Below are 25,852 nucleotides of genomic sequence, written 5' to 3'. Positions count from 1 at the left end.
GCCACTTCACGGACGGTGCCGCAAGTGTAGCCAATTATGTAGACACCCTCTGAGGGCCCGCTCGACCTGCAAGGCCAAGCTGCACACGGGCGCCAGGTCCCAGCGTTCCTCCGGAAAACGAAGGGCGACCCGCGGGTCGCCCTTTCTGTGTGCGCTTGCGTGCGAAAACGCATCAGCCCGGCGGCCAGGTCATCTGCCGGCCGGCCAGCAGGTGCAGGTGGATGTGGTAGACCGACTGCCCACCATCGCGATTGGTGTTCATCACCACCCGATAGCCCTTGTCGGCGAAGCCCTCGCGCTTGGCGTAGTCGGCGGCGGCCTTCATCAGCCGGCCGGCCAGCAGGGTGTCGGCCTCTTCCAGGTCATTGAGGGTGGCGATCGGCTTCTTCGGAATGAACAGCACGTGCACCGGCGCCTGCGGATTGATGTCGCGGAAGGCCAGCACATGCTCGTCCTCGAAGACGATGTCGGCGGGGATTTCGCGGCGGATGATCCGGTCGAAGAGGGTGTCGCTCATTCCGATGCTCCTGTGCGGGGTGTCTGGGGAACCGCCTGGCGCGAGCCGAAGGCATGCGCCAGGGTGCCGCGATCGATGTATTCGAGTTCGCCGCCCAGCGGCACGCCGTGCGCCAGACGACTGGCGCGCACGCCATGCTTGGCCGCGAGCTGGCCCAGGTAATGCGCCGTGGCCTCGCCCTCGACGGTGGCGCTGGTGGCGATGATCAGCTCCTGCACCTCGCCTTCCGCCAGACGCGCGTCGAGCTGGGGCAGACCGAGCTCGCGCGGGCCGCGGCCGTCCAGCGGCGACAGTCGACCCAGCAGCACGAAGTACAGGCCACGATAGCCGGTGGCGGCTTCGACCGCGGTCTGGTCGGCCGGCGTCTCGACCACGCAGAGCTGGCTGGCGTCGCGGCTGGGGCTCGCGCAGACCGCGCACAGGCTGTCCTCGCTGAAGGTCCGACAGCGCTCGCAGTGGCCGATGCCGCGCATCGCCGCCTCCAGCGCCGCGGCCAGGCGCCGACCGCCTTCGCGGTTGCGCTCCAGCAGCTGGTAGGCCATGCGCTGCGCGCTCTTGGCACCCACGCCGGGCAGCACGCGCAGGGCGTCGATCAGCTGTTCAAGCAGGGCCATGCGCGCTCGATCCGGAGTCCAGGCTCAGAACGGCAGCTTCATGCCGGGCGGCAGCGGCATGCCGGCGGTGGCCTTGGCCATATGCGCCTGCGAGGCCTCGTTGGCGCGATTGACCGCGTCGTTGAAGGCCGCGGCGATCAGGTCCTCGAGCATCTCGATGTCGTCGCCGATCGCCGACGGATCGATCTGCACGCGGCGCACGTCCATGCGCGCGGTCATCTGTACCTTGACCATGCCGCCGCCGGCCTGGCCGCTGACTTCGATCGCACCCAGCTCTTCCTGGGCCTTCTTGATGTTGTCCTGCATCTTCTGGGCCTGCTGCATCAGGCCGGCGAGGGGTCCACGCATTGGGAATTCCTTTGGAAGCGGGGATTGGAGATTCGGGATTCGGGATTCGGGATTCGCGAAGCGCGAGGGATCACTCGTCGAGCGGGCGGATCGAGTCGGGCACCAGGCGCAGGCCGTGCTGGTCGATCAGGCGGCGCACCGCCGGGTGGTTCTGGAAGCGCTCTTCGGCCGCGGCCTGACGCTCGCCGCGCTGGCGGTGCGTGCGCGCGTGCAGGGTCTCGCGCTGCAGCTCCTCGCTGATGAATTCGATGCGCGGCGGCTCGCCGAGGGCCTCGCCCAGCTTGGCCGCCAGCGCGGCGACCGTGCCTTCCAGGCGCAGATGTTCGAGCCGCGACGGCAGGCTGAGCTTCAGGCGGATGCCGTCATAGCCGGCGAACACCGAATGCGCCGCGAGCTCGCGGACCGGGCCGCCGAGGCCGCAGCGGGCCTGCAGATCGAGCCAGTCCTCGTGGTCGAGCAGGCGCGCGGGCGGCGCGTCCACGGCCTTGAGCGCCGGGCGCGAGGTCTCGACGGCGGCAGTGGCGATGCTGTCCTCGCCTGCGCGCGGCAGCGCTGCAGCCGAAGTCGGTACGGCCCCGATGCGTGGCTGCTGCGCGGCCGGCGCGTCGTCCCAGGGCAGGTCTACGGCTGCGGGCGCTGGCGGTGTCGCGGGCCTCGGCATCGCTTCCACGGGCTCGCGCGGCGGCTCGGACGATTCACGTCGTGCCTCTGCCTGCGGGGCAGGAGGCGACACCGGCAGTTCGGGCTCCGGCGCCATCCGCAGCGCTGCCGAGCCCGAACGCGCCAGTGCAGCCATCACCGGCGAAGGCGCTTGAGCGCGCGGCGAGACAGGCGCTTCAGCCGTGGGGCCACGTGAGCGCGCGGGGGAGTCGTCGAAGACCGCGCTGAGGCGCGCGATGGCGTCAGAGGCACCCGCGACCGAACGCGGCGCTGCGGGCTCGGCCACGCGCGCAGACGACTCCGTGCGCGCAGGCGCACTGCGCGCGGGCTCGCTGCGCGCCGCGGCGCCAGCCGGTCGGGCGGGCACTGCATCCGGATCGAAACCGGCAAAGGCGAGCATGCGCAGCAGGGCCATCTCGAAGCCGATCCGCTCGCTGGGCGCCATCGGCAGTTCGCGGCGGCCCTGCAGGGCCATCTGGTACCACAGCTGCACGCGCTCGGCCGGCACGCGCTCGGCCAGGGATTTCAGGTCCAGGCGTTCGTCCTCGACCGCCGCCGAGGGCACCAGCTGGGTGAGCTGCAGGCGATGCAGGGCTTCGGCCAGGGCGTCCAGCGCCGCGCCGAAGTCGGGTGCGAACGAGGCGATGCTGTCGACCGTGGCCAGCAGACGCGCGCCGTCGGCGGCGACCAGGGCCTCGATCAGCGCGCCGACCTGGGCGCGGTCGACCGTGCCCAGCATGGCCCGCACCTCGGGCTCGCGCAGCGCGCCGCCGCCGTAGGCAATGGCCTGGTCGAGCAGGGACAGACCGTCGCGCAGGCTGCCGTCGGCCGCGCGCGCGAGTTGGGCCAGCGCCGAGGTCTCCGCCTCGATGCCCTCGGCACCGAGAATCGCGGTCATCTGGGTCTGGATCTGCTCGACCGTCAGCCGCTTCAGGTTGAACTGCAGGCAGCGCGACAGCACCGTCGGCAGCACCTTCTCGGGGTCGGTGGTGGCGAGCAGGAACTTCACATGGCCCGGCGGCTCCTCCAGCGTCTTCAGCAGCGCGTTGAAGGCCGGCTTCGACAGCATGTGCACTTCGTCGATCAGGTAGACCTTGGTGCGGCCGCGCGCCGGCATGTACTGGGCGTTGTCGATCAGCTCGCGCACATCGTCGACGCCGGTGTTGCTGGCGGCGTCGATCTCCAGCAGGTCGACGAAGCGGCCGGCGTCGACGTCGCGGCAGACCGAACATTCGCCGCAGGGCTCGGCGCCCTGCCCGCTCTCGCAGTTCAGGCTCTTGGCGAAGATGCGCGCGATGGTGGTCTTGCCGACGCCACGGGTGCCGGTGAACAGGAAGGCGTGGTGCACGCGCCCGCTCTCCAGCGCATGCGTCAGCGCCCGCACGACGTGCTCCTGCCCCACCAGTTCGGCGAAGCGACGCGGACGCCATTTGCGGGCGAGGACGAGATAGGACATGGGCGGCACCTGCAGCCGTGGAGCGACCCGCGATTGTGCCATGCGCGGCCGCTGCGGCCGCGCATGCGGGCGGCAGACCGCAGCCACGGTCACCCGAGCCCTGGTGGCTGGCACTCACCAGCCGCAGGCGAAAACGCAGAAGCCCCGCGGTGCGGGGCTTCTGCAGATGCGCGCTATCGCGAATACGGAACTAGTCGCCCATCAGCTTCTGGCGATGCTCCCAGCGCTCCTGGGCGTCGAGGCAGAGGGTGGCGATTGGGCGCGCCTCCAGACGATCGACGCCGATCTCCTCGCCGGTTTCCTCGCAGTAGCCGTAGGAGCCGTCGTCGATGCGCTTCAGCGCCTTCTCGATCTTGTTGATCAGCTTGCGGTAGCGGTCACGCGTGCGCAGCTCCAGCGAGTTCTCGGTCTCGCGGGTAGCGCGCTCGGCTTCGTCGCCGACATCGCGCACTTCCTCGCGCAGGTTGTCGATGGTCTGCTTGGATTCCTCCACCAGCTCGGCGCGCCAGTTGATCAGCTTCTGGCGGAAGTACTCGAGGTGCTCGGGGCACATGTACTCCTCTTTGGCGCTGGGCTTGTAGCCTTCCGGCAGATCGACGCGGACCACCTGGTGCGCGACCAGCGGCTCGGACTGCGGGGCTGGACGGCTCGGCGCGACGGCGCGTGCGCGACCGCCTTCGCTGGTGCTGCCGCCCTTGGCTTTGGTGACGCTTGATTTCATCGGGTTCCCTGTTGCTGTGGAGGCGACCGCGGCGGCGGGCTTCGCTGCCGATGCGGACGCTGGAGGCGTCGACACTTTAGCGGCGACCGGCTCCGGTTTCTTGACTGCAGTCGACGGCTTCGCGCTGGCTGCTGCAGGTTTGGCGGCGCTGGGCTTGACCATGCCCACGATCGCCTGGGTGATCGACTTGACCGTGCTCATCGCCTTCTTGGCGATGACCGCAGGCTTGGACTTTGCCGCCGGCTGCGTCTTGGCGACGGGTTTGACGGCCTTGCCCGCCGGCTTGGCGGCCGACTTCGGCGGCAGCTTCGGGCTGGGCTTGGCGGAACTCTTGCTCACCGCCTTCTTCGCGGGAGCGACGGTCTTGGGCTTGGCAGCCGCCTTGGAGGCTGACTTCACGACGGCTTTCGCCGCCGGCTTGGCGGTGGACTTCGCTGTCGACTTCGCCGCTGCCTTTGCCGCGGGCTTGCCCACTGGCTTCGCTGCAGGCTTCGCTGCGGGTTTGGTCGCCTTCGCCGCAGTCACCTTCGACTTGGCTGTGGCGGCCGACTTGGCCGGTGCTTTCACCGCTTTCGACTTCGCTGCCACGATAGCCCTTCCCTTTGTGTGAGTTGCTTGAGGCTCAGCGGGCGCGTGTTATAGCCTGTCGACCGCGCTGCGGCAAGCGCGGAGGCCTTGCGCAAAGGCTGTCTCGCCGGCGTCGATGATCCCTTCAGGCATCGATTCCACGATCGCCGCGATCCGGCATCCTCACCCTGCTCGCGCGCGATCGCCGGCACCTTTCCCCTTCCCCTCGGCCCGCACCGTGCGTCGACTGCTGATCCTACTCCTGCTGGGCTACAAGCGATTCATCAGCCCGCTGCTGGGCCAGCACTGCCGGTTCCATCCCAGCTGCTCGGTCTACGGCATGCAGGCGATCGAGCGCTTCGGCGCGCTGCGCGGCAGCTGGCTGACGGCGCGGCGCCTGGCGCGCTGCCAGCCGTTCTGCGATGGCGGCCTCGACCCCGTGCCGGAGCGCTGGCCGAAGCGCGGCGAGCATCGGCGCTGCCGCTGTGGCGCCGACGCGCCGGATGCCGGGCCGCCCGCGGACGCCGACGTGCCCCCAACCGACCAACGCCAGCGCACCGAGGCTCGATGCGAATCCTGCTGAACATCCTGCTGCTCGCCTGCGCACTCGACGCGCGTGCGGGCGCGATTCCCGAGCGCCTGCCGCAGGGCGGTGCAGCCATCGTGCAGCTTACGCCGGGCGAGCGCGCCGAACTCGACGGCCGCGCGCTCAAGGTCTCGCCCGAGGGCTGGCTGGTGTTCGGGGTCGGCCGCGAGGCCTCGGGCACGCTCGAGTTCGCGCGCATCGAGCGCAGCGGCGCGCGCCATGTACACAGCATCCGCATCGTGCCGCGCGATTTCCGCGTCGAGCGCGTCAACGGCCTGCCGCAGCAGACGGTAACGCCGGACCCGGCAATCGCCGAGCGCATCGCCCGCGAGCAGGCGGCGGTCACCCAGGCGAGAGAGCGCAATGACGACCGCATCGATTTCGCCGCAGGGTTCGTGCGGCCGATCGAGGGTGGCCGCATCAGCGGCGTCTACGGCAGCCAGCGCATCCTGAACGGCGAGCCGCGCGCGCCGCACATGGGGCTCGATATCGCCGTGCCCACCGGCACGCCGATCCGGGCGCCAGCGGCCGGCATCGTCAGCTTCGTCGGGCCCGACCTGTTCCTGACCGGCGGCACTGTCCTGCTCGACCATGGCCACGGCCTGTCCTCGAGCTTCCTGCACCTGTCGCGCATCGATGTGCGCGAGGGCCAGCGGATCGAGCGCGGCGAGACGATCGGCGCGGTCGGTGCGACCGGCCGCGCGTCGGGCCCGCATCTGCATTGGGGCCTCAACTGGTTCGCGACGCGACTCGATCCAGCCCTGCTGCTGCCCTGATTCCCCTCCCTTCCCAACCCTTTCCGAGGCCCAGCATGCCTTCCTTTGACATCGTCTCCGAAGTGGACGCCCACGAACTGACCAATGCCGTCGACCAGGCCAGCCGCGAGCTCGGCAAGCGTTTCGACTTCCGCGGCACCTCGGCCGCCTTCGAGCTGGAGGACAAGACCGTCAAGCTGCGCGGCGACAGCGAGTTCCAGCTGCAGCAGCTGATGGACATCCTCCGCCAGCGCCTGACCGCGCGCGGCATCGACGTGCGCTGCCTCGATCCGGGCGAGGTCGAAACCAACGTCGCCGGCGCGCGCCAGGCGGTGAAGATCAAGCAGGGCATCGAGCAGGCCACGGCCAAGAAGATCGTCGCCGCGATCAAGGCCAGCGGCATCAAGGTCGACAGTCAGATCCAGGGCGAGAAACTGCGCGTCAACGGCAAGAAGCGCGACGACCTGCAGGCGGCGATCGCGCTGCTGCGCAAGAGCGATTTCGAGCTGCCGCTGCAGTTCGACAACTTTCGCGACTGAGGGGAACGCGGCCGAGGTCAGCAAGAGGGTGCGGCTGAGGCACCACCCGCCTGCGGGGTCTGTCAGCCCACCCGCTGCAGGATGGCGTCGCGTGCGCGCAGCAGCGCGGGCCCGACTTCGCCGACCAGGCGCTCGCGGGTCATGCTGTAGACCGGGCCGTTGACCGACAGCGCCAGCAGGCGCTCGCCGCCCTGGATCGGCAGCGGCACGCCGACCGCGTAGAGCTCGGGCATCCAGTCGCCCAGCGAGAACACGAAGCCGTGTTCCGCATGATCCGCGCGGGCCTGATCGACGCCGCTGCGCAGGCTCGCGCGCTGCGCCTTGGGCACGCGCTGTTCGAGTGCGGCGAGGGCCTGCTCGTAGCGCGCCCCATCGAGCCCCGCCAGGTAAGCGCGTCCGAGCGCGGTGGTGCCATGTGGCAGACGCTCGCCGATCTCGCGGCGGATATGGAAGGCGTTGCTGCCGTGGCAGACCTCGAGCACCACCATCTGGGTCTGGTCGAGCGCACCGAGGATCACGCTGGCCTGCACTTCCTCCGCCAGCGCCTGCATCAGCGGGCGCGCCACCGTGCGCACGTCCTCGCCCGCCAGGAAGGCGTGGCCGAGGGCCAGCACGCTGGCGCCCAGCGCGTATTTCTCCAGCTTCTGCGAGTGCTCGAGGTAGCCCAGCCGGGTCAGGGTATAGGTCAGGCGCGAGACCGTCGGACGCGGCAGGCCGGTGCGGCTGGCGATCTCGCTGTTCGCCAGCCAGCGCTCGCTGCGCTTGAAGCAGCGCAGGATCGCCAGCCCGCGCGCCAGGGCCGTCACGAAGCGGCGGTCGCGCGCTTCCTCGGCGCGGATGCCGGCCTCGGTGGCCAGGGTTTCGTCGGCAGCACTGGTCGCGTTGTCGTTCCGGTCGGTCATTGCCCTTGGGTTCCCTGCGTGGTTCAGCTCCAGCGTTTCAGCTCGAGCTTGGCGATATGGTTGCGGTGGACCTCGTCGGGTCCATCGGCCAAACGCAGGGTACGCGCCATCGCGTAGGCGTACGCGAGCGGAAAGTCATTACTCACGCCACCGCCGCCGTGCACCTGGATGGCCCAATCGATGACCTGGCAGGCCATGTTCGGCGCGGCCACCTTGATCATCGCGATCTCCTTGGCCGCCACCTTGTTACCGACCGTGTCCATCTTCCAGGCCGCGTTCAGGGTGAGCAGGCGGGCCTGGTCGATCAGAATGCGCGCCTCGGCGATGCGCTCGCGGGTCACGCCCTGCTCGGCCACGGCGCGACCGAAGGCGTGCCGCGACAGCGCGCGCTTGCACATCAGTTCGAGCGCACGCTCGGCCAGTCCGATCAGGCGCATGCAGTGGTGGATGCGCCCCGGCCCGAGCCGGCCCTGGGCGATTTCGAAGCCTCGGCCCTCGCCGAGCAGGATGTTTTCGACCGGCACACGCACGTTGTCGAACACGATCTCGCCGTGGCCGTGCGGCGCATCGTCGTAACCGAACACCGGCAGCGAGCGCAGCAGCTGCACGCCGGGCGTGTCCATCGGCACCAGGATCATCGACTGCCGCAGGTGCGGGCTCGGGTGATCGGGCTGGCTCTGCCCCATCACGATCAGGATCCGGCAGCGCGGGTCGTTGGCGCCGGAGCTCCACCATTTGCGGCCGGTGATGACGTACTGATCGCCCTCGCGCTCGATGCGGGTGCGGATCTGGGTGGCATCCGACGAGGCCACCTCGGGCTCGGTCATGGCGAAGCAGCTGCGGATCTCGCCGGCCAGCAGTGGTTCAAGCCACTGCGCCTGCTGCGCGGCCGTGCCGTAGCGCTCCAGCACCTCCATGTTGCCGGTGTCGGGCGCGCTGCAGTTGAACACCTCGGGGGCGATCGGCGAGCGGCCCATCAGCTCGCACAGCGGCGCGTATTCGGCATTGCTCAGCCCTGCACCACGCGAGGATTCGGGCAGGAACAGGTTCCACAGCCCGACGGTTTTCGCCTTGGCCTTGAGCGCCTCGACCACCCGGGTCGGTACCCAGGCGTTGCCGGCGCGGCGGTTGGCCTCGACCTCGTCGAAGAAGGCGGCTTCGTTCGGATACACCTCGGCCTGAAGGAAGGCCTCGACGCGGGCCATCAGGTCTTTCGTGCGCTGCGAATATTCGAAGTCCATCAGGGCGCTTCCTTCTGTGCGATGGCCCAGGCCAGCTCGGCCAGCGGCACGGCCTGCCGACCCATCTCCGCGCCCTTGCTGGAGGCCGCATTGCCAGCCAGCGCACGCGCCAGCACGCCCTGCAGGATCGCGGCGAGCCGGAACAGGTTGAAGACGAGGTAGATGTTCCAGTGCGCGGGCCGGCCGTCCTCGCCGACTTCGACGCCGGCGAGGCGGCAGTACTCGGCGATGTACTCGGCCTCGCTTGGAATACCGAGGGCCTCGATGTCGACGCCGGCCAGGCCGCGAAAGCCCACGCCCGGCATGCGCCAGGTCAGGGTGCTGTAGGCGAAGTCGACCAGCGGATCGCCCAGCGTGGACAGCTCCCAGTCCAGCAGGGCGCGGATCTCGATGGTCTCGGGCGCGAAGATGAAATTGTCGAGGCGCAGGTCGCCGTGGACGATGCGCACCGCATTCGGCGGCGGCAGGTGCGCCGGCAGCCATTCGATCAGGCGCTCCATCGCCGCGATCGGCGGCGCCTCCGAGGCCTGGTACTGACGGGTCCAGCGACTCGTCTGCCGCTCCAGGTAATTGCCCGGTGCGCCGTAGTCCTCGAGCCCGACGGCGGCGGGCTCGACCGCATGCAGGGCGGCAATGGTGCGCGCCATTGACAGAAAGGACTCGCGCCGCTGCGAGGGTTCGAGCTCGGGCAGCTTCGGGTCCCAGAACACCCGGCCCGGCACGTGGCGCATCACGTAGAAGGCGGTGCCGATGACGGCCTCGTCCTCGCACAGGGCCAGGGCTTCGGCCACGGGTACGGCACTGTCGCGCAGCGCGCGGATCACCCGGTACTCGCGGTCGACCGCATGCGCGGACGGCAGCAGCTTGCCCGGCGGCTTGCGCCGCAGCACCAGCCGCTCGTCGCCGACTTCGAGGTAGTAGGTCGGGTTGCTCTGCCCGCCCTCGAACTGCCAGAGCTTCAGCGCGCCCTCGAAGCGCAGCGTCTGCTTCAACCAGAAGGCGAGCGCGGCCTCATCGACACGATGCGCCTCGCGCACCGCGGTCACTCCTGCGGGCAAGGCCATCAGAGCACGCTCATGCCGCCGTCGACGGCGATGTTCTGGCCATTGATATGCGCCGACGCATCCGAGGCCAGCAGCACCGCCAAGCCCTTGAGATCCTCCTCGCCGCCCATCTGGCCGCGCGGCGTCAGCCGGGTCAGCAGCTCGTGCGAGCGCTCGATGATCTTGTCGGCCATCTTGCTGCTGAAGAAGCCGGGGCAGATGCCGTTGACGGTGATGCCGCGGCCGCCCCATTCGGCGGCCAGCGCGCGCGTGAGATTGACCACCGCGCCCTTGCTGGCGTGGTAGGCCGCGGCGCACAGCACCTCCGGCGGCGAAGCGCCCAGCCCGGCGACCGACGAGACATTGATGATGCGGCCCTTGCCCTGCGGCAGCAGGCAGCGGCGCGCGACCTCCTGGGTCAGCGCAAACAGCGCGTTCAAGTTCAGATCGATGACCTTGGCCCAGGCTTCCGGCGGGTGCTCTTCGGCCCGCGCGCCCCAAGTGGCGCCGGCATTGTTGACCAGGATGTCGATGTGGCCGAAGCGCGCCAGCGCGGCGTCGACCAGGGCGGCGGCGGCGGCCGGCTTGGCGATGTCCATGGGAATGGCCAGCACCTCGGCGCCCTGCCCCTCCAGGTGGGCCTGGGCCTGCGCCAGCTCCTCGACCTTGCGCGCAGTGATGACGAGCTTGGCGCCCATCTCGGCCAGGCCTTCGGCGATCTGCAGACCCAGCCCGCGCGAGCCGCCGGTGACAACGGCCACACGGCCGCTGAGTTCAAAGAGTTGGCGTACGCCCATGGTGAACACTCCGGAGAAGATGCTTGTTTGTTCCGCCATGCAGCACTTGATTCTGCGAGGCGACGTCTGATGATAGCCCGCGCAGCGAGCACGAGACAGCGCAGCCGAATCGCGTGCACCGCCTGCTGCGTCGAGGAGGGCACGCCACGCGTGGAGGGGGTGAAGTCGCACTGGCCGAGCTGGCGAATGGACTGGCACGCGCAATGAGTGCTTCCCGCGCAGATCGCCGAGCTCGATCGCGCGCAGGCGGCGCAAACGCCGATTAGCGGGTCATTCGCAATCTCCGGCAATCGGAGCACACAGCGCGGCCTGCCAGTCAGATAGGGAGTGAAGCTTCCAGTCAGCTGTACCAGGCCCTCACCCGACGCTGGCATGCGCCACCCCGAAACATTGTCAGATTCGGTGGCTTGCGCTATAAGCCTTGGCGTTCGCACGAATGCGCGAACCCTCGGCACTGCGCAGCCCCACAAGAACTCGAATCCGTCCAAAGGAGATTCAAATGGCAATCGATCTGGCAGGTCTTTCCCCGCAGCAGTTGGATGAGCTGATCGCCAAAGCGGCGGAAGCCAAGCGCAACCTGCACAAGCAGCGCATCAATGACGTCCGCAAGAAGCTGAGCCAGCTGGCCAAGGACGAGGGCTACAGCATCGAAGAGCTGTTCGGCAAGGGCGGCAAAGGCGGCAAGGGCAGCGCGGGCGCCAAATTCGCGAATCCGGCTGACCCCTCGCAGACCTGGAGCGGCCGCGGCAAGCGCCCGAACTGGTTCAAGGATGCACTGGCGTCGGGCGCTTCGCAGGATTCGCTGCGCGTCGGCTGAGCAAGGATTGCAGGCAAGCACACGACGCCGGCCACGCGCCGGCGTTGTGCGTTCTGGGGGGCCGAGTTACGGACGGCAGGGCGGGAAGGAGCCGGCGCCAGGGTCAGAGAGGCGCCGCCGCTGGCGGCATGAGCATGGCGGCAGGAGCCCTTGAGGCGCTTTCAAAGACTGCGCCGCGGCGGCACCAGCAGATTGCCGAAGAGCAGGCCCGCCACCAGCGATATCAGGACCGTGATGACGGTGAATCCCGCATCCAAACCGAGAAACACATCACGCTCGAATACGAATGACAGGCTGCGGAACCCGACACTTCCCGGCACCAGCAGAATCATGCCCGGCACACGCACCACCGCGCCCGGCCGGCGAAAGGTCCGGGCGTAGACATTGCTCGCGGCACTCACCACCAGGCCGGCCATGAACACGCCCACTTCATTGCCCAGCGCGGCGCCGCCATAACGGCTGCACAGATACCCGAGGATGGCCGAGGCCATCACCACCGGATAGTCGCGACGATCGGCGCGGAACAGCACCGCGAACGAATAGGCGGCCACCAGCAGGGCCACCCACTCCAGCCATTCCGGCGGCATTGGCGAGGGAGGCTCGGTCGGCACCCAGCCCAGCAAACGAGCGAACTGGGTGGCGGCAACGGTGCCGAAGGTGAGCTTGAGCAGGGTCGAAACCGCACCAGCGAAACGCGCGGTGCCGGCCATCAGATGCTGGCTGGACAGCTCGGATACCGCATTCGCCAAGGTCAGGCCCGGAAGCAGCACGATCAGGCTCGCCACCACCACAGTTTTCAGATTGACCGGCACCAGCCAGTACGCGACCGCCGTCGCCAGCAGGGTCGCAAGCAGGGCCGCAATGGCGTCCAGGCCCTCGGACAGCCGGGGCCGACCGGCGCCGAGCACGTACATCGCACCGATCACCCAGCCGATGCCGGCCGCCGTTGCGATGTCCGCCCAGGCAGTGCCCAGCAGACCGGCGACGCTGGCCGAGGCCAGGCCGAAGCTGAAAGCGGTGAGCGCCTGCGCCGCCACCCCGGAGGGCGCCTTCAGGGCGCGCAGTGCGCGCGAGCCCTCGCTCAGGCTCATTTCGCCCGCCAGCACCTGCTCGGCAATGGCGTCGGCCTGGCACAGGCGCGCCAAGTCGACGTCGCCAGGCTCCAGGCGCACCACGCGGGTGGTCTCGGCCGCCGGTGCGCCTTCTTCCACCTCGGCATCGGCATCCACCACCGAGAGGATCAGCCCGGTCGGATTGGCCATGGCCTGGCAGCGCAGGCGCAGGCGCGCGGCCACCTTCGAGATGGCGAGCTCCAGGCGCTGCGCGGTGGTGCCGTAGGTGTGCAGGCTGGCCGCCAGCTGCAGCAGGAATTCGATGCGATCGGCGTAGCTGGGCTGGCGGGTCATGATGGAGGGATTCGCAGGGCCGCCCAGAATACCGGGCCGGCGGGTACAGGCGACCGACGCCTCCCCAGCGCGATGCTGGCTGGTCATACTGCGCGCCCCCAAGGACGGCTCCCTCATGTCACTCAGCTTTGGCCTCGGCGAGGCCTTCGCGCTGTTGAGCGCCATGGCCTGGGCCGTGGGCGTGATCCTGTACAGCAAGCTCGGCACCTGGCTGCCGCCGCTGCAGCTCAACTTCATCAAGAACACGCTGGTGCTGGGCATGCTGGCCGTGGCCCTGCCGCTGGTACACGGCCTGGCCCTGCCGGACATCAGCGCGGCCGAAATCTCCATCGCGATCACCAGCGGCGTGATCGGGCTGGCCCTTGCCGACACGCTCTACCTCAAAGCGCTGAACCAGCTCGGCGCCGGCCGCATGGGCATCATCGGCAATCTCTACAGCCCCTTCGTGATCGCCCTGTCCTTCGTGTTCCTGGGCGAGCGCCTCGGTCCACTGCAGATCGTCGGCTTCGTGCTGGTGGGTTCAGGCGTGCTGCTGGTCAGCGGCAAACGCGAGCGCCAGGCGGGCGGCCCCAGCGTGCTGTCCGGAGTGCTGCTGGGCGTGCTGGCGATCCTGCTGATGGCGGTCGCCATTGTCATGGTCAAGCGTGTGCTTGAGGCGCAGCCGCTGGTCTGGATCAGCCTGATCCGCATGGGCGGCGCCCTGGTCGGGCTGCTGCTGATCGTCGGCCTGCGCGGCGAGCTGCGCACCCTGAACCCCTGGCGCATGCGGGTGCACTGGCCGACCCTGGTGATCGCCGCCTTTGTCGGTCAGTTCCTGTCGACCCTGTTCTGGCTGGGCGGCTACAAATACACCGACGCCATGGTCGCGGCCATCCTCAATGAAAGCTCATCGGCCTTCATCGTGCTGCTGGCCTGGCTGTGGCTGCGCGAGCCCATGGACCGCCGCCGCGCCGGCGGCATCGCGCTGGCGATCGCCGGCGTCGGCTGCATGGTGCTGTGAAGAGGGCAGCGGACCGCGCGCCGTGTGCGTTGCGATCCGCTGCAGAGATTTCCGAAGCCAGGCCCTTCGCGGAGACATGGCGAGCACAGCCAGCCCCAGCCAATCCCTAATCCCTAATCCCTAATCCCTAATCCCTAATCCCGGCCTCAGCGCCTGCAGCCCTTGGTCGGCACCGCGCGACGCAGCGGAATCTCCGCGGTCTCGCCGGTGCCGAAGCTGTAGGTGAAGCTGGCGGTGTTGCAGTCCTTGAAGATCAGGGTCGCCTGACCCGCAGCACGCGTGTCTAGCAGCTGCTCGCCAACGAAGGTTCCGCCAGTCGTTCGGTAGATCGGTCCCTGTGCGGCCTCGCCGGCGATATCGGTCAGCCCCGAGTACCACAGATGCTCGGAGGCGCGGATCACGCCGGGCGCGTTTTCGGCCCAGGTGAACCAGGCGAAGGCGAGCTTGTTCTGCTCCTCCAGCACATCCAGGTAAACGCCCTGGCCCGGCCGCTCAGGGTTGTACCAGGCGCCGTCCAGGCCCTCGCCGATCTCGAACTGCGGCGCATTGGGCAGCTCGGACTTGACCGTATAGCCCCAGAAGCAGATCTGCCCGCCGGTGTTCTGGATGAAGGCCTTGGGGTTTTCCTCGACGAAGCCGGGCCAGCCGTCGCAGAGCTCGATGGCAAGGCCGCCAAAGCCATCAACCTGATCGATGTGCCAGCGCCAGAGCCGCTGGTCGGGATCACGCAGGTCGCGATTGAAGCCGTCACCGCCCAAACCGATGCGGGCGAGCAGGATGCCCGGGGTGTCGTCATCGGGGCGGCCGCCGTTGGCGATGATCGCGCGCGCCTGGGCGATGTGCTCCGGGTCGCTCAGCGCGACGACGAAACTCTGGTTGCGCTCCGACTCGATCTCGGCCACTTCGAACCAGACCGTCTCGGCCTTGGCGGCGAGGGACAGGGAAAGGCCCAGGCACACAGGCGCCGCGAGCTTGAGGATCGTGTTCATGGTCTGCTCCTTGGAAAAGAAACCACACCCGTCGCGCTGTTCATCCCCAACCGTCCGGCACCGTCGCGTGCTGACGCGCGGATGGGGCCGTGGGTTTGTCCAGCCGCAGAACGGACCGCGCGAGCATGCCACACAATTTCACGAGTTTCATGCCGCGGGGCCGCAGCGTATCCAGCGGAATGTCAGGTTCAGCCGCGGCGGCAGCGCCCGCGCGCTCTTGGCAATGGCGTGCTGGTACAGGGCCTGGGTGCGCCCGGCCATGACCAGCAGGCTGCCGTGCGGCAGATCGAGCTTCAACCGCTGGCGGCGCTCGGCGAGGTCGCGAAAGGCGAAGCCGCGCACCGCGCCCAGACTGAGCGAGGCGATCACCGGCTCGGGACCCAACTCGGGCTCGTCGTCGGCGTGCCAGCCCATGCCGTCGGCGCCGTCGCGGTAGAGGTTCGCGAGCACGCTGTTGAAGCGCGCCCCGCAGGCGTGCTCGATCCGCGGCCTTAGCGCGGCCAGTGCCGGCGTCCACGGCCGCGGCTCGAAGCGCGTGCGCGAATAGGTGTAGACGGCACCCGGGTCACCCATCCAGCACGACAGCCGCGGCGAGGCGTGCTCGCGGCCGTAGAGGCGGATGCGGTGCTGCTCCCAGGGGATTTCGGCGCTGAGTGCCGCCAGCAGCGCATCGGCTTCCTCGGCCTGCAGGAAGGCCGGCGCGATGCGCAGTTCGGCACCGGTCAGGGCAATCTCGATCCATTCCATACGCTGAAGTATGCTTGCCACCCCTGCCGGCCAGGCCTGCCCGATGCAGACCCTGCGCCCCGCGCACTCTGCGGGCCACGCGGTCAAGACGCTGTCGCCTGCACGCCCCGCCCCCGATAATGCCGCCCTTTACGCACACAGCCAGGAGCCAGCCATGAGCGAGCGCGATGTCATGGAATACGACGTGGTCACGGTGGGTGCAGGCCCTGCCGGCCTCGCCTTCGCCATTCGACTGAAACAGCTCAAGCCGGACCTGTCGGTCTGCGTGATCGAGAAGGCCTCCACCATCGGCGCACAGATTCTCTCCGGTGCGGTGATCGAGCCCGGCCCGCTGGACGAGCTGCTGCCGGGCTGGCGGGACAACCCGCCGCCGATCTGCGTGCCCGCCACCGAGGACGAGTTCTGGTTCCTCACCCGGACCGGCGGCTTCAAGTTCCCGATCGTGCCGCCGCAGATGAACAACCACGGCAACTTCATCGTCAGCCTGGGCGCCACCTGCGCCTGGCTGGCGCCGCAGGCCGAAGCGCTGGGCGTCGAGATCTACCCCGGCTTCGCCGCCGCCGAAACCCTGATCGAACAGGGCCGCGTGGTCGGCGTGCGCATCGGCGACATGGGCGTGGCGAAGGACGGCTCGCACAAGCCCGGCTACACGCAGGGCATCGACATCCGCGCCCGCATCACCGTGCTCGCCGAAGGCGCGCGCGGGCACTTGGCCAAGCCGCTGATCAAGCAGTACGGCCTCGACGCCGGCAGCGATCCGCAGAGCTATTCGATCGGCATCAAGGAGCTGTGGCAGGTGCCGGAAGACCGCGTCAATCCCGGCAAGATCGTGCACAGCCTCGGCTGGCCGGCCGACTCGCGCACCTACGGCGGCAGCTTCCTGTACCACCTGACCGGCGGCCGCATCGCGCTCGGTTATGTCTCGGGCCTTGACTACCGCGACCCGAACTACCAGCCCTATGAAGCCTTCCAGCAGTGGAAGCACCACCCGACCGTGAAGCCGCTGCTGGACGGCGGCAGCATTCTGTCCGCCGGCGCACGCGCCATCGTCACCGGCGGCTACCAGAGCCTGCCCAAGACGGAGATGCCGGGCGCGATCCTGATCGGCTGTGATGCGGGTCTCGTCAACGTGCCCAAGATCAAGGGCGTCCACCAGGCGATGCGCTCCGGCATGCTCGCCGCCGAACACATCGCCAGCACCGACGCCGTCGAAGGCTGGGACGCCAAGCTGCGCGGTTCGGTGGTGTACTCGGAGCTCAAGAAGGTCCGCAACTTCAAGCCTGGCTTCAAGAAGGGCCTGTGGTTCGGCCTGATCAACTCGGGCTGGGAGACGGTGACCGGCGGCGCCTCGCCGTGGACGCTGAAGGTCAAATCCGACCACGCCAGCCTGCAGAAACTCAGCGAAGCCGAGACGCCGAAGCGCGACTACGTCGACCGCAGCCTCGCCCCGCGCGACCGCCTGGCCGGCGTCTACTACGCCGCGACCGAGCACGACGAAGACCAGCCCGTGCACTTGCGCGTCGAGAACACCGATGTCTGCGTGACGAAGTGCGCCGAGGAATACGGCAACCCCTGCACCCGCTTCTGCCCCGCGGGGGTTTACGAAATGGTCGAGGACGAGGCGGGCAAGCGACTGCAGATCAACGCCGCCAACTGCGTGCACTGCAAGACCTGCGACATCAAGGACCCCTACCAGATCATCAACTGGGTGACGCCTGAAGGGGCGGCGGGGCCGAATTACCAGAACCTGTAGCCGTGGCGAAGCCGCGAATCTCGTTGTTGCGGACGCTGGCGCTGAGCTTGGCGCTAGCGGCGCCTGTTGCGGCGGCGCTGTATCTGGAGCGGGAGTTCCGGCCGCCGGCGGAAGCGGGCGATGGGGGGAGTTTGCTGCCCAAGCCGTGGCTGGAGTTGCAGGGTGAACCCACGCCAATTCGAGCTGAAGCCACGCGCATGGCAGCAGTCGCGTTGACCCTATTCGAGCGAGATTTCCACGACCGCTCTGCACCGCCTTTTGACATTCAGTTCTCTGAGCTCAGCCGCTGTGACTCCCGCATCGTGGAAGTGGAGCGCGAGCGCCACCAGCTCTGGATCGCTGAAGCTTGGGCGGATACCCGATGGCTGCAGCTACGCATCGGTCGCGATGAAGCGCACCTGGACGAACACGTACTCGTCCAGAGGCCAGCACCACCTCCGACACAGGAAGATGCCCCCGCGGAACACGCGGCTGGAGAGTCAGAAACTCTCGCCCGCGGATCGCAGCGCACCTTGAGCCGAATCCCCTTGGTCGAGCTGGAAGCTCTTCGATCTGCTTGGAGCAGTCCGTCCTTGTGGAAGGTTCCTAACGCACAGACCCTTCATTTGGGGTGTCTTGATGGGAGGCACGTTGTGCTGGCCTCCTGCGTTTCTGGCGAACTGGAAATCCGACTCCACCAATGCCTGGATGCCGAGGACGCAGCAATCGACCGGTTGCTCAGGCCGCTTGACGCTCTGCTGGAAGCCGCTGAAACACCCTGATCGCGATAGTTGGGTTGCCGAAGGATGGATGCGGTGCGCGCCTCGGAACGCCGGGCGAACGGTTGACCCTCCATACACCTCTCCCCTCCAAGCCTCCCCCGAACCGCGTCGAACGGCGGATGCGCTTCGCTTATCCGCCCTACGCGTAGGGCGGCCTGGGCTTCGCTCGGGGCAAGGCGTCGTTCGCTGATGCAAAGCTGAAGCGCGTAGTGCGGCTTGGGCTTCGATCGGGACAGTGCGTCACTCGCCCTTGTAGGGTGGATAAGCGCAGCGCATCCACCAGCAAGTCCGACAGAAGCGCGAAAATGATCGGAGCCACAGGGCGGACGATACAGCCCAGCGCAGTCCGATCAGCGCGCGACGCAGATCGAAGCGCGCTCTTACGAATCCCGAATCCCCAATCCCAAGGCCGCGCAGCGGCCGTCATCCCGAGCGCGCGCTCAGCGCGCGCTCACGGCAATCGCCGGATCAAGGCCCCCAGCCCGCCCAGCTTCTCCTCGATGCACTCGTAGCCGCGATCGATGTGGTAGATGCGGTCGACGACGGTGTCGCCGCGGGCGACAAGGCCCGCCAGCACCAGGCTGGCCGAGGCGCGCAGGTCGGTGGCCATGATCGGGGCGGCGGTGAGTTCGTTGACGCCGCGGATGATCGCGGAATTGCCCTCGACGCGGATATCCGCCCCCAGGCGGCGCAGCTCCTCGATGTGCATGAAGCGGTTCTCGAACACCGTCTCGGTGACGATGCCGACACCCTCGGCGACCGCGTTCAAGGCGACGAACTGCGCCTGCATGTCGGTCGGGAACGCCGGATAGGGCGCGGTGGTGAGGTCAACCGCACGCGGGCGGCGGCCCTGCATGTCGAGCTCGATGTAGTCCGCACCGGTGTTGATGTGGGCGCCGGCCTTCTCGAGCTTCTGCAGCACCGCGTCCAGGGTGTCGGCGCGGGTGTGCTTGCACAGCACGCGGCCGCGGGTGATGGCGCCCGCGACGAGGAAGGTGCCCGTCTCGATGCGGTCGGCGATGACGTCGTAGCGGCAGCCGTGCAGGCGTTCGACGCCGTGCACGATCAAGGTGCTGGTGCCGATCCCCTCGATCTGCGCGCCCATCGCCTGCAGGCAGTGGGCGAGGTCGGTGACCTCGGGCTCCTGCGCGGCGTTCTCGATGATGGTGGTGCCTTCGGCCAGCGTCGCCGCCATCAGGATGTTCTCGGTGCCGGTGACGGTCACCATGTCGAACACGAAGCGGGTGCCCTTGAGACGCTTGGCGCGGGCGCGGATGTTGCCGCCCTCGACGGTGATCTCGGCCCCCATGGCCTCCAGCCCCCGGATGTGCTGGTCGACCGGGCGCGAGCCGATCGCGCAGCCGCCGGGCAGGCTGACCTCGGCCTGGCCGAAGCGCGCCACCAACGGGCCCAGCACCAGGATCGAGGCGCGCATGGTCTTGACCAGCTCGTAGGGCGCCACATAGCGGTCGGCGCGGCTGGCATCCAGGGTGATGCGCATGCGGTCTTCGATGCCCAGGGTCACGCCCATCTGGCCGAGCAGCTCCAGGGTGGTGGTGACGTCGTGCAGGTGCGGCACGTTGCCGATGTCCATCGGCCCGTCGGCCAGCAGGCCTGCGCAGAGGATGGGCAGGACCGCGTTCTTGGCGCCGGAGATCCACACCTCGCCGTTCAGCGGGCCGTTGCCGGTGATCTGGATTTTCGCCATGGGATCAGCCCTCGCCGGCTTCGGCGGGGGTCTGGGTCTTCAGCGACAGCGCGTGGATGGCGCCGCCCATCAGGTCGCCCAAGGTCGCGTAGACCATGCGGTGGCGGGCCAGCGGCAGCTTGCCGGCGAAGGCGTCGCAGATGACGAGGGCTTCGAAGTGCACGCCGTCGTCGCCCTGCACATGGGCGCGGGCGCCGGGCAGGCCGGCTTCGATCAGTTCACGGATGGTTTCAGGGGTCATGGGCAGGCTTGGCGACGCCTCGCGGCCGGGCATGCAGCGCGCCGGTCGCGGGCGGCCCCGATGCGGGGCGGGGTAGAATGGCCAGCGATTCTAAAGCATCCCCGCCGGCCGACCCGGCCCCTGCCACAACTCGTCAGAATCCGCCGGCGTTCTGCTGCTGCCCCGCGGCCGAGCGCCGCCCGACCGCCGTTCCTTCGGAAGCCCTGAATCCCGCCATGAGCGCCCAAGTGCAGCCCCTGCCCTCTCTTCGCGATGCCAGCGGCCTCTCGGCCGAGTCGCTGATCCACAGCGGGCGCGAGGTCATCGACGTGGAGCGCGACGCCATCGAGGCCCTGCGCGCGCGCATCGACCAGCACTTCGTCGCCGCCTGCCGGCTGATGTTCGCCTGCGCCGGCCGGGTGGTCTGCAGCGGCATGGGCAAGTCGGGCCACATCGCACGCAAGATCGCGGCGACCCTGGCCTCGACCGGCACCCCGGCCTTCTACGTGCATCCGGGCGAGGCCAGCCACGGCGACCTCGGCATGATCACCGATGCCGACGTGGTGATCGCGGTGTCGAACTCGGGCGAGACCGACGAGCTGCTGACCATCCTTCCGGTGCTGCGCCGGCAGGGCAATCCGCTGATCGCGATGACCGGCAAGCCCGAGTCGACGCTGGCGCGCCTTTCGGACGTGCATCTCGACGTCAGCGTGCCGGCCGAGGCCTGCCCGCTTGGCCTGGCGCCGACCTCCAGCACGACCGCCGCACTGGTCATGGGCGATGCCCTGGCCGTTGCCCTGCTGGAAGCACGCGGCTTCACCGCCGACGACTTCGCCCGCTCGCATCCGGCCGGCAGCCTGGGCCGCCGCCTGCTGCTGCATATCGGCGACATCATGCACAGCGGCGAAGAGGTGCCGCGGGTTGCGGCCTCGGCCTCGATCAGCGAGGCGGTGCTCGAAATCAGCCGCAAGCGCCTCGGCATGACCGCGGTGGTCGATGCCGACAACCGCCTGGTCGGCGTGTTCACCGACGGCGACCTGCGCCGGGCGATGGACGACCCCGGCTTCGACCTGCGCGCCACGATCGTCGAGAGCGTGATGACCCGCGCGCCGAAAACCATTACCGCCGACAAGCTGGCGGTGGAAGCCGCCCGCCTGATGGAGTCGCACAAGATCAGCGCGCTGGTGGTGGTCGACGCCGAGCAGCACGCGGTCGGCGCCCTCAACATCCACGACCTGCTGCGCGCCCGTGTCGTCTGAGCTGCGTCATCTCTCCACGAGCGAAGCCCGCGCCCGCGCCGCGGGCGTGCGCCTGGCCGCCTTCGACGTCGACGGCACTCTCACCGACGGCCGCCTGTTCTTCAGCGACGACGGCCGCGAGCTCAAGAGCTTCGACGTGCACGACGGCCAGGGCCTGAAGCTGCTGGCCGGCATCGGCGTCGAGATCGCCCTGATCACCGCCCGCACCAGCCCGCTGGTGGCGCGGCGCGCGGCCGACCTGGGCATCCGCCACCTGATTCAGGGCAGCCACGACAAGGGCGCGGCGCTGTCGGCGCTGTGCGCCAGCCTGCGCATCGAGACCGCGGCCGCGGCCTTTATGGGCGATGACCTGCCCGATCTTGCGGCGATGGCCGTCGCCGGCTTCAGCGTGGCGCCGTCGAACGCCCACGCCTGGGTCGCCGCACGCGTCGACTGGCAGACCCGCGCGGCCGGCGGCCATGGCGCGGTGCGCGAGCTCTGCGACCTGATCATCGAGGCCCAGGGCCGCAGCGCCGACGTGCTGTCGCGCTTCGTGCCGGGCTGAGGCAGGCCATGCAGGCGCGCCAGATCCCCGTGCTGATCGGGCTGCTGCTGGCGGCCGCAGTCAGCGGCTGGCTGGTCTGGCTGCTGCGCGAGCCCGCGCCCGCGCCGGTCCTGGTCGGGCCGCCGCGCTCGGACTATTTCCTCACCGACTTTTCGATGGTCGCGCTCAATGCCGAAGGCCGCGAAGCCTTCGCCGCCCGCGGCCCGCGCCTGGCCCGGCATCCGCAGGCGGGGACGCTGGAGGTGAGCGAGCCCGAGTTCACCCTGCCCGACGCCGAAGGCGGCCGCTGGCTGGCGCGCTCGGAGACCGCCTGGGTCAGTGCCGACGCCAGCGAGCTGCGCCTGCTGCGCGCGGTGCAGGTGACGGCGCCGGCCGCTGCCGAAGCGCCGTCCACGCTGCAGACCGAGCGCCTCGACCTGTTCCCGCGCGCGCGCCAGATGCGCAGCGCCGAGCCGGTGACCGCCTCCGGGCCCGGTTTTATACTCCGCGGGGTCGGCCTGGAGGCCGAGCTCGACACCCGCCGTTTCCGACTTCTCGACCAGGTGAGCGCCCGCTATGAGCCCCCTTCGCGCTGACGGCCGCCTGCTGGCCGCCGTGCTTTCGCTGATCGTCGGCGCGCAGGCGCTGGCGGCCAGCGCCGATCGCCAGCAGCCGGTCGACATGGCCGCCCGCTCCGGCGATGCCACGCTGGCCGACGGCGACTCCATCCTCAGCGGTGACGTGGTGATCACCCAGGGCAGCCTGGACATCCGCGCCGACAAGGCCACGCTGACCCGCAGCGCCGGCGAACTCAGTCAGGTCGTGTTCCAAGGGCAGCCGGCTTCGCTCAAGCAGATCGACGACCAGGGCCAGCCGGTCAGCGTTCGTGCCCGCAAGATCACCTACCGGCCCACCTCGAATGAGGTGCTGCTCGAAGGCGCGGTCGAGGTCGACCGCCCCGAGGGCAATCTGCAGGGCGAGGTCATCACCTACGACATGGCCAATGGTCGACTCAACGCCCGCGGCGCCGGCAGCGAGGACCGCATCCGCATGCGCTTCCAGCCGCGCCAGAATGCGCCTGCGCCCGCCCCTGCCCCCGCGACGGACGGCGGCTGATGCTGACGGCCCGCAACCTGCGCAAGCGCTATCGCGATCGTGAGGTGGTCCGCGATTTCTCGCTGAAGCTCGATCGCGGCGAAGTGGTCGGCCTGCTCGGCCCGAACGGTGCCGGCAAGACCACCTGCTTCTACATGATCGTCGGCCTGGTACCGGCGGACGGCGGCCAGATCCAGCTCGACACGCAGGACATCACCGAGCTGCCCATGCATGCGCGCGCGCGCCTCGGCGTCGGCTACCTGCCGCAGGAGGCGTCCGTGTTCCGGCGTCTGTCGGTCGCCGACAACATCCTCGCCGTGCTCGAACTCCGCGATGACCTGGGCGAGGCCGAGCGCCAGCGCGAGCTGCAGGCCCTGCTCGACGAGCTGCAGATCGGCCACGTCGCCGACAGCCTCGGCGCCAGCCTGTCCGGCGGTGAACGCCGGCGCGTCGAAATCGCCCGCGCGCTGGCCGGCAAGCCACGCCTGATGCTGCTGGACGAGCCCTTCGCCGGCGTCGATCCGATCTCGGTCGGCGAGATCCAGCGCATCGTGCGGCACCTGAAGTCGCGCGGCATCGGCGTGCTGATCACCGACCACAACGTGCGCGAAACCCTGGGCATCTGCGACCGCGCCTACATCCTCAACGACGGCGGCGTGCTGGCCGAGGGCAGCCCGGCCGAGGTGCTGGACAACCCCGACGTGCGCCGCGTGTACCTGGGCGACGGATTCCGGATGTGATGAAGCCGACCCTGCAACTGCGGATGGGTCAGCAGCTGACGCTGACCCCGCAGCTGCGGCAGGCGATCCGCCTGCTGCAGATGTCGACCGTGGAGCTGGAAACCGAGCTGAGCCTGGCCATCGAGAGCAATCCGCTGCTGGAACGCGCCGAAGATGCCGAGCCGATGCCAGGCAGCGGCGAGGAAGGCACGGCGGCCCCCGGTGATGCCGCCGAAGCCAGCGCCGATGCGGCCAGCGAGGACGCCCAGCCCGAGCTGCTGGAGAGCCCGCTCGACTACGAGCCCGACTGGGACCTGGAAACCGGCCTCGGCGCCAGCAGCTCAAGCGGTGGCGACAGCGACGAGCGCCTGGAAAGCCTGCAGGGCACGGTCACCGAAAGCCTGCACGACCACCTGCTGTGGCAGCTCAACCTCTCGCACCTGTCGGCACGCGACCAGGCGATCGGCCGCGCCCTGATCGACGCGATCGGCGAGGACGGCTACCTGCAGGAGGACTTCGAGGCGATCTGCGCCACTCTGCGCCCCGAGATCGAGGCCGGACACGACGAACTGCAGGCCGTGCTCACCCACATCCAGCACTTCGACCCGCTGGGCGTGGGCGCGCGCTCGCTGTCGGAATGCCTGTGCGTGCAGCTGCGGGCCCAGCAGGACGACAGCCCGGAATGGGCGCTGGCCCAGCAGATCGCGACCGCCCACCTGGAAGAGCTGGCGCGGATGGGCGTCGCCAAGCTGGCCCAGCAGCTCAAGCAGGATCCCGAATGCGTGGCCGCGGCCGTGGCCCTGCTGCGCCGGCTCGACCCCAAGCCCGGGGCGGGTCTGAGCAGCGAGCGCGTCGACTATGTCGCCCCCGATGCCTATGCCTGGCGCCAGGGCGGCGCCTGGCGCGTCAGCCTGGCGCCGGGCTGCCTGCCGCGGGTGGGCATCAACCGGCAGTACGAAGCGATGATCGGCGTCGCGGCACGCGGCGACGCCAGCTATCTGCGCGGCCAGCTGCAGGAAGCGCGCTGGTTGATCCGCTCGCTGGAAACCCGTGCCGACACCATCCTGCGGGTGGCCGAATGCATCGTCCGCCAGCAGAGCGCCTTCCTGGAGCACGGCCCCGAGGCCATGCGCCCCCTGGTGCTGCGCGAGATCGCAGAGGAGCTCGACCTGCACGAGTCGACGATCTCGCGCGTGACCACCCGCAAATACCTGCACACGCCACGCGGCACCTTTGAATTCAAACACTTCTTCTCGTCGGGCGTGTCGACGGTCGATGGCGGCAGCGCGTCGAGCACCGCCATCCAGGCCATGATCAAGCGCCTGATCGATGCCGAATCGCCGCGCAAGCCGCTGTCGGACGCGCGCCTGACCGAGCTGCTGCAGGCCGAGGGCATTACCGTCGCGCGGCGGACGGTGGCAAAGTACCGGGAAGCGATGAATATTCCGTCCTCCAACGAGCGCCAGCGGGTAAGCTGAGCCTGAATGCGCAGTTCAGCCGCTCCCGGTGCCAAGACCTGGCCCTCCCGATCGCCCGCGGGTGTCTTCGCGGTGGCGCGAAACGGGCCCCGTCAAGCGCGGAGCGCCGCCGCAGCCCGGCCGGAACTTGAGTCCAGCTCCGCCATCCCAACCTCTTCTGGAGCGGCCCTTGCATGCTGCTCGACAAGCGCGTGGCTGCCAGCCAGCGCGCTCGGCCCGGCTGGAACGTGCCGGCCCCGAGTTCCACCCCCGACGTTCACCTAGGAGGTTCAAGCCATGCGGATCGAAATCAGTGGTCACCAGATCGACGTCACTGCCGCCCTGCGCGAATACGTCGAAACCAAGCTGGCGCGCCTTGAGCGCCACTTCGACCACCTGCTCGATGTCCACGTGATCCTGTCGGTCGACAAGCTCGACCACAAGGCCGAAGCCACGCTGCATGCCGCCGGCCGCAATATCCACGCGGAGTCGGTGGCCGAGTCGATGTACGCCTCGATCGACCTGATGGCAGACAAGCTCGACCGCCAGGTGTTGAAGCACAAGGAAAAGCTGACCGACCACCATCGCGGTGACGCGCCTTCCCGCAACGGCAGCTTCGGCTAGTTACCCAGTGCCCCCGGGCTGCTTCGGC

General features: G+C 69.0%; 28 protein-coding genes and 1 pseudogene. 15 read left to right on the top strand and 14 right to left on the bottom strand.

Annotated elements, in window-relative coordinates; all coding sequences use genetic code 11:
• Window positions 1–172: 172 nt before the first annotated feature.
• From Q0654_RS18910 to dksA, 5 genes are all read right to left on the bottom strand, one after another.
• Window positions 173–517: a histidine triad nucleotide-binding protein gene (locus Q0654_RS18910; protein WP_298856554.1), complete on the bottom strand. Its 345-nt coding sequence runs from the start codon at window positions 515–517 to the stop codon at window positions 173–175.
• A complete protein-coding gene (recR, locus tag Q0654_RS18905; protein ID WP_298856553.1) occupies window positions 514–1,131 on the bottom strand; it encodes a recombination mediator RecR in 618 nt (205 codons plus the stop codon). The genes Q0654_RS18910 and recR overlap by 4 nt, the downstream gene beginning before the upstream one ends.
• A gap of 24 nt (window positions 1,132–1,155) precedes the next feature.
• Window positions 1,156–1,479 (bottom strand): YbaB/EbfC family nucleoid-associated protein, encoded by a 324-nt coding sequence (locus Q0654_RS18900; protein ID WP_298856552.1) that lies wholly within the window; start codon window positions 1,477–1,479, stop codon window positions 1,156–1,158.
• Window positions 1,480–1,549: 70 nt separating this feature from the next.
• Window positions 1,550–3,595, bottom strand: coding sequence for a DNA polymerase III subunit gamma/tau (gene dnaX, locus Q0654_RS18895; RefSeq protein WP_298856551.1), 2,046 nt, complete (start codon window positions 3,593–3,595; stop codon window positions 1,550–1,552).
• Window positions 3,596–3,785: 190 nt separating this feature from the next.
• On the bottom strand, window positions 3,786–4,316 hold the full coding sequence (gene dksA / locus Q0654_RS18890; RefSeq protein WP_298856550.1) for an RNA polymerase-binding protein DksA: 531 nt from the start codon (window positions 4,314–4,316) through the stop codon (window positions 3,786–3,788).
• Between dksA and Q0654_RS18885 the strand changes: the two genes are divergently transcribed.
• The 4 genes and pseudogenes from Q0654_RS18885 to Q0654_RS18870 all read left to right on the top strand — a co-directional run bounded on the left by Q0654_RS18885 (window position 4,300) and on the right by Q0654_RS18870 (window position 6,763).
• Window positions 4,300–4,926 (top strand): hypothetical protein, encoded by a 627-nt coding sequence (locus Q0654_RS18885; protein ID WP_298856556.1) that lies wholly within the window; start codon window positions 4,300–4,302, stop codon window positions 4,924–4,926. The two genes, dksA and Q0654_RS18885, sit on opposite strands and share 17 nt — an antisense overlap.
• 195 nt (window positions 4,927–5,121) lie before the next feature.
• Window positions 5,122–5,331: pseudogene (yidD, locus tag Q0654_RS18880) on the top strand (membrane protein insertion efficiency factor YidD); the annotation flags it as partial.
• Window positions 5,332–5,450: 119 nt separating this feature from the next.
• Window positions 5,451–6,245, top strand: a complete 795-nt coding sequence (locus Q0654_RS18875) for a M23 family metallopeptidase (protein ID WP_298856549.1) — start codon at window positions 5,451–5,453, stop codon at window positions 6,243–6,245.
• Window positions 6,246–6,280: 35 nt separating this feature from the next.
• On the top strand, window positions 6,281–6,763 hold the full coding sequence (locus tag Q0654_RS18870) for a YajQ family cyclic di-GMP-binding protein (RefSeq protein WP_298856548.1): 483 nt from the start codon (window positions 6,281–6,283) through the stop codon (window positions 6,761–6,763).
• Between the two features lie 62 nt (window positions 6,764–6,825).
• On the opposite strand, the gene Q0654_RS18865 is transcribed toward Q0654_RS18870, so the two are convergent.
• Genes Q0654_RS18865 through Q0654_RS18850 form a run of 4 tightly spaced genes read right to left on the bottom strand, consistent with a single transcriptional unit; the run spans window position 6,826 to window position 10,785 of the window.
• Window positions 6,826–7,665, bottom strand: coding sequence for an IclR family transcriptional regulator (locus Q0654_RS18865; protein ID WP_298856547.1), 840 nt, complete (start codon window positions 7,663–7,665; stop codon window positions 6,826–6,828).
• 23 nt (window positions 7,666–7,688) lie between these two features.
• Window positions 7,689–8,906 carry an acyl-CoA dehydrogenase family protein gene (locus tag Q0654_RS18860; protein ID WP_298856546.1) on the bottom strand — a complete coding sequence of 406 codons (1,218 nt, stop codon included), beginning with the start codon at window positions 8,904–8,906 and terminating at the stop codon, window positions 7,689–7,691.
• On the bottom strand, window positions 8,906–9,970 hold the full coding sequence (locus Q0654_RS18855; protein WP_298856545.1) for a phosphotransferase: 1,065 nt from the start codon (window positions 9,968–9,970) through the stop codon (window positions 8,906–8,908). Before Q0654_RS18855 ends, Q0654_RS18860 begins: the two co-directional genes overlap by 1 nt.
• Entirely contained in the window at window positions 9,970–10,785 is an 816-nt protein-coding gene (locus Q0654_RS18850) for an SDR family oxidoreductase (RefSeq protein WP_298856544.1), read from the bottom strand. Before Q0654_RS18850 ends, Q0654_RS18855 begins: the two co-directional genes overlap by 1 nt.
• A 397-nt stretch (window positions 10,786–11,182) precedes the next feature.
• On the opposite strand from Q0654_RS18850, the gene Q0654_RS18845 reads away from it, so the two are divergent.
• Entirely contained in the window at window positions 11,183–11,563 is a 381-nt protein-coding gene (locus Q0654_RS18845) for an H-NS histone family protein (RefSeq protein WP_298856543.1), read from the top strand.
• A gap of 161 nt (window positions 11,564–11,724) precedes the next feature.
• Here Q0654_RS18845 and Q0654_RS18840 read toward each other — a convergent pair whose 3' ends face one another.
• On the bottom strand, window positions 11,725–12,969 hold the full coding sequence (locus tag Q0654_RS18840) for a threonine/serine exporter family protein (protein ID WP_298856542.1): 1,245 nt from the start codon (window positions 12,967–12,969) through the stop codon (window positions 11,725–11,727).
• 115 nt (window positions 12,970–13,084) lie between these two features.
• Here Q0654_RS18840 and Q0654_RS18835 point away from each other — a divergent pair, with 115 nt between their 5' ends.
• Window positions 13,085–13,969, top strand: a complete 885-nt coding sequence (locus Q0654_RS18835) for a DMT family transporter (protein WP_298856541.1) — start codon at window positions 13,085–13,087, stop codon at window positions 13,967–13,969.
• Between the two features lie 146 nt (window positions 13,970–14,115).
• On the opposite strand, the gene Q0654_RS18830 is transcribed toward Q0654_RS18835, so the two are convergent.
• Both Q0654_RS18830 and Q0654_RS18825 read right to left on the bottom strand, forming a co-directional pair.
• Entirely contained in the window at window positions 14,116–14,958 is an 843-nt protein-coding gene (locus Q0654_RS18830; RefSeq protein WP_298856540.1) for a hypothetical protein, read from the bottom strand.
• 147 nt (window positions 14,959–15,105) lie between these two features.
• Window positions 15,106–15,705, bottom strand: a complete 600-nt coding sequence (locus Q0654_RS18825; protein WP_298856539.1) for an alpha-ketoglutarate-dependent dioxygenase AlkB — start codon at window positions 15,703–15,705, stop codon at window positions 15,106–15,108.
• Window positions 15,706–15,859: 154 nt separating this feature from the next.
• Here Q0654_RS18825 and Q0654_RS18820 point away from each other — a divergent pair, with 154 nt between their 5' ends.
• On the top strand, window positions 15,860–17,458 hold the full coding sequence (locus tag Q0654_RS18820) for an electron transfer flavoprotein-ubiquinone oxidoreductase (protein ID WP_298856538.1): 1,599 nt from the start codon (window positions 15,860–15,862) through the stop codon (window positions 17,456–17,458).
• Between the two features lie 2 nt (window positions 17,459–17,460).
• Window positions 17,461–18,219 carry a hypothetical protein gene (locus Q0654_RS18815; protein WP_298856537.1) on the top strand — a complete coding sequence of 253 codons (759 nt, stop codon included), beginning with the start codon at window positions 17,461–17,463 and terminating at the stop codon, window positions 18,217–18,219.
• A 451-nt stretch (window positions 18,220–18,670) separates the two neighbouring features.
• Here Q0654_RS18815 and murA read toward each other — a convergent pair whose 3' ends face one another.
• Entirely contained in the window at window positions 18,671–19,927 is a 1,257-nt protein-coding gene (gene murA / locus Q0654_RS18810) for a UDP-N-acetylglucosamine 1-carboxyvinyltransferase (RefSeq protein WP_298856536.1), read from the bottom strand.
• Window positions 19,928–19,931: 4 nt separating this feature from the next.
• Window positions 19,932–20,168, bottom strand: a complete 237-nt coding sequence (locus Q0654_RS18805) for a BolA family protein (protein WP_298856534.1) — start codon at window positions 20,166–20,168, stop codon at window positions 19,932–19,934.
• 215 nt (window positions 20,169–20,383) lie between these two features.
• On the opposite strand from Q0654_RS18805, the gene Q0654_RS18800 reads away from it, so the two are divergent.
• The 7 genes from Q0654_RS18800 (at window position 20,384) to raiA (ending at window position 25,824) form a co-directional block, all read left to right on the top strand.
• Complete coding sequence (locus Q0654_RS18800; RefSeq protein WP_298856533.1) at window positions 20,384–21,406, top strand: KpsF/GutQ family sugar-phosphate isomerase; 1,023 nt, start codon at window positions 20,384–20,386, stop codon at window positions 21,404–21,406.
• Entirely contained in the window at window positions 21,396–21,950 is a 555-nt protein-coding gene (locus tag Q0654_RS18795) for an HAD hydrolase family protein (protein ID WP_298856532.1), read from the top strand. The genes Q0654_RS18800 and Q0654_RS18795 overlap by 11 nt, the downstream gene beginning before the upstream one ends.
• An 8-nt stretch (window positions 21,951–21,958) precedes the next feature.
• A complete protein-coding gene (lptC, locus tag Q0654_RS18790) occupies window positions 21,959–22,525 on the top strand; it encodes an LPS export ABC transporter periplasmic protein LptC (RefSeq protein ID WP_298856531.1) in 567 nt (188 codons plus the stop codon).
• Window positions 22,506–23,045, top strand: a complete 540-nt coding sequence (lptA, locus tag Q0654_RS18785) for a lipopolysaccharide transport periplasmic protein LptA (protein ID WP_298856530.1) — start codon at window positions 22,506–22,508, stop codon at window positions 23,043–23,045. Before lptC ends, lptA begins: the two co-directional genes overlap by 20 nt.
• Window positions 23,045–23,764 (top strand): LPS export ABC transporter ATP-binding protein, encoded by a 720-nt coding sequence (gene lptB, locus Q0654_RS18780; protein WP_298856529.1) that lies wholly within the window; start codon window positions 23,045–23,047, stop codon window positions 23,762–23,764. Before lptA ends, lptB begins: the two co-directional genes overlap by 1 nt.
• The gene (locus Q0654_RS18775; RefSeq protein WP_298856528.1) at window positions 23,764–25,221 is read left to right on the top strand and encodes an RNA polymerase factor sigma-54; all 1,458 of its coding nucleotides are present in this window, start codon (window positions 23,764–23,766) and stop codon (window positions 25,219–25,221) included. Before lptB ends, Q0654_RS18775 begins: the two co-directional genes overlap by 1 nt.
• A 276-nt stretch (window positions 25,222–25,497) precedes the next feature.
• The gene (gene raiA, locus Q0654_RS18770) at window positions 25,498–25,824 is read left to right on the top strand and encodes a ribosome-associated translation inhibitor RaiA (RefSeq protein ID WP_298856527.1); all 327 of its coding nucleotides are present in this window, start codon (window positions 25,498–25,500) and stop codon (window positions 25,822–25,824) included.
• Window positions 25,825–25,852: the final 28 nt, after the last annotated feature.

The organism is uncultured Aquimonas sp. (genome assembly GCF_937888285.1).
Classification (GTDB): domain Bacteria; phylum Pseudomonadota; class Gammaproteobacteria; order Xanthomonadales; family Xanthomonadaceae; genus Aquimonas.
This window is presented reverse-complemented; position numbering and strand designations above follow the sequence as displayed.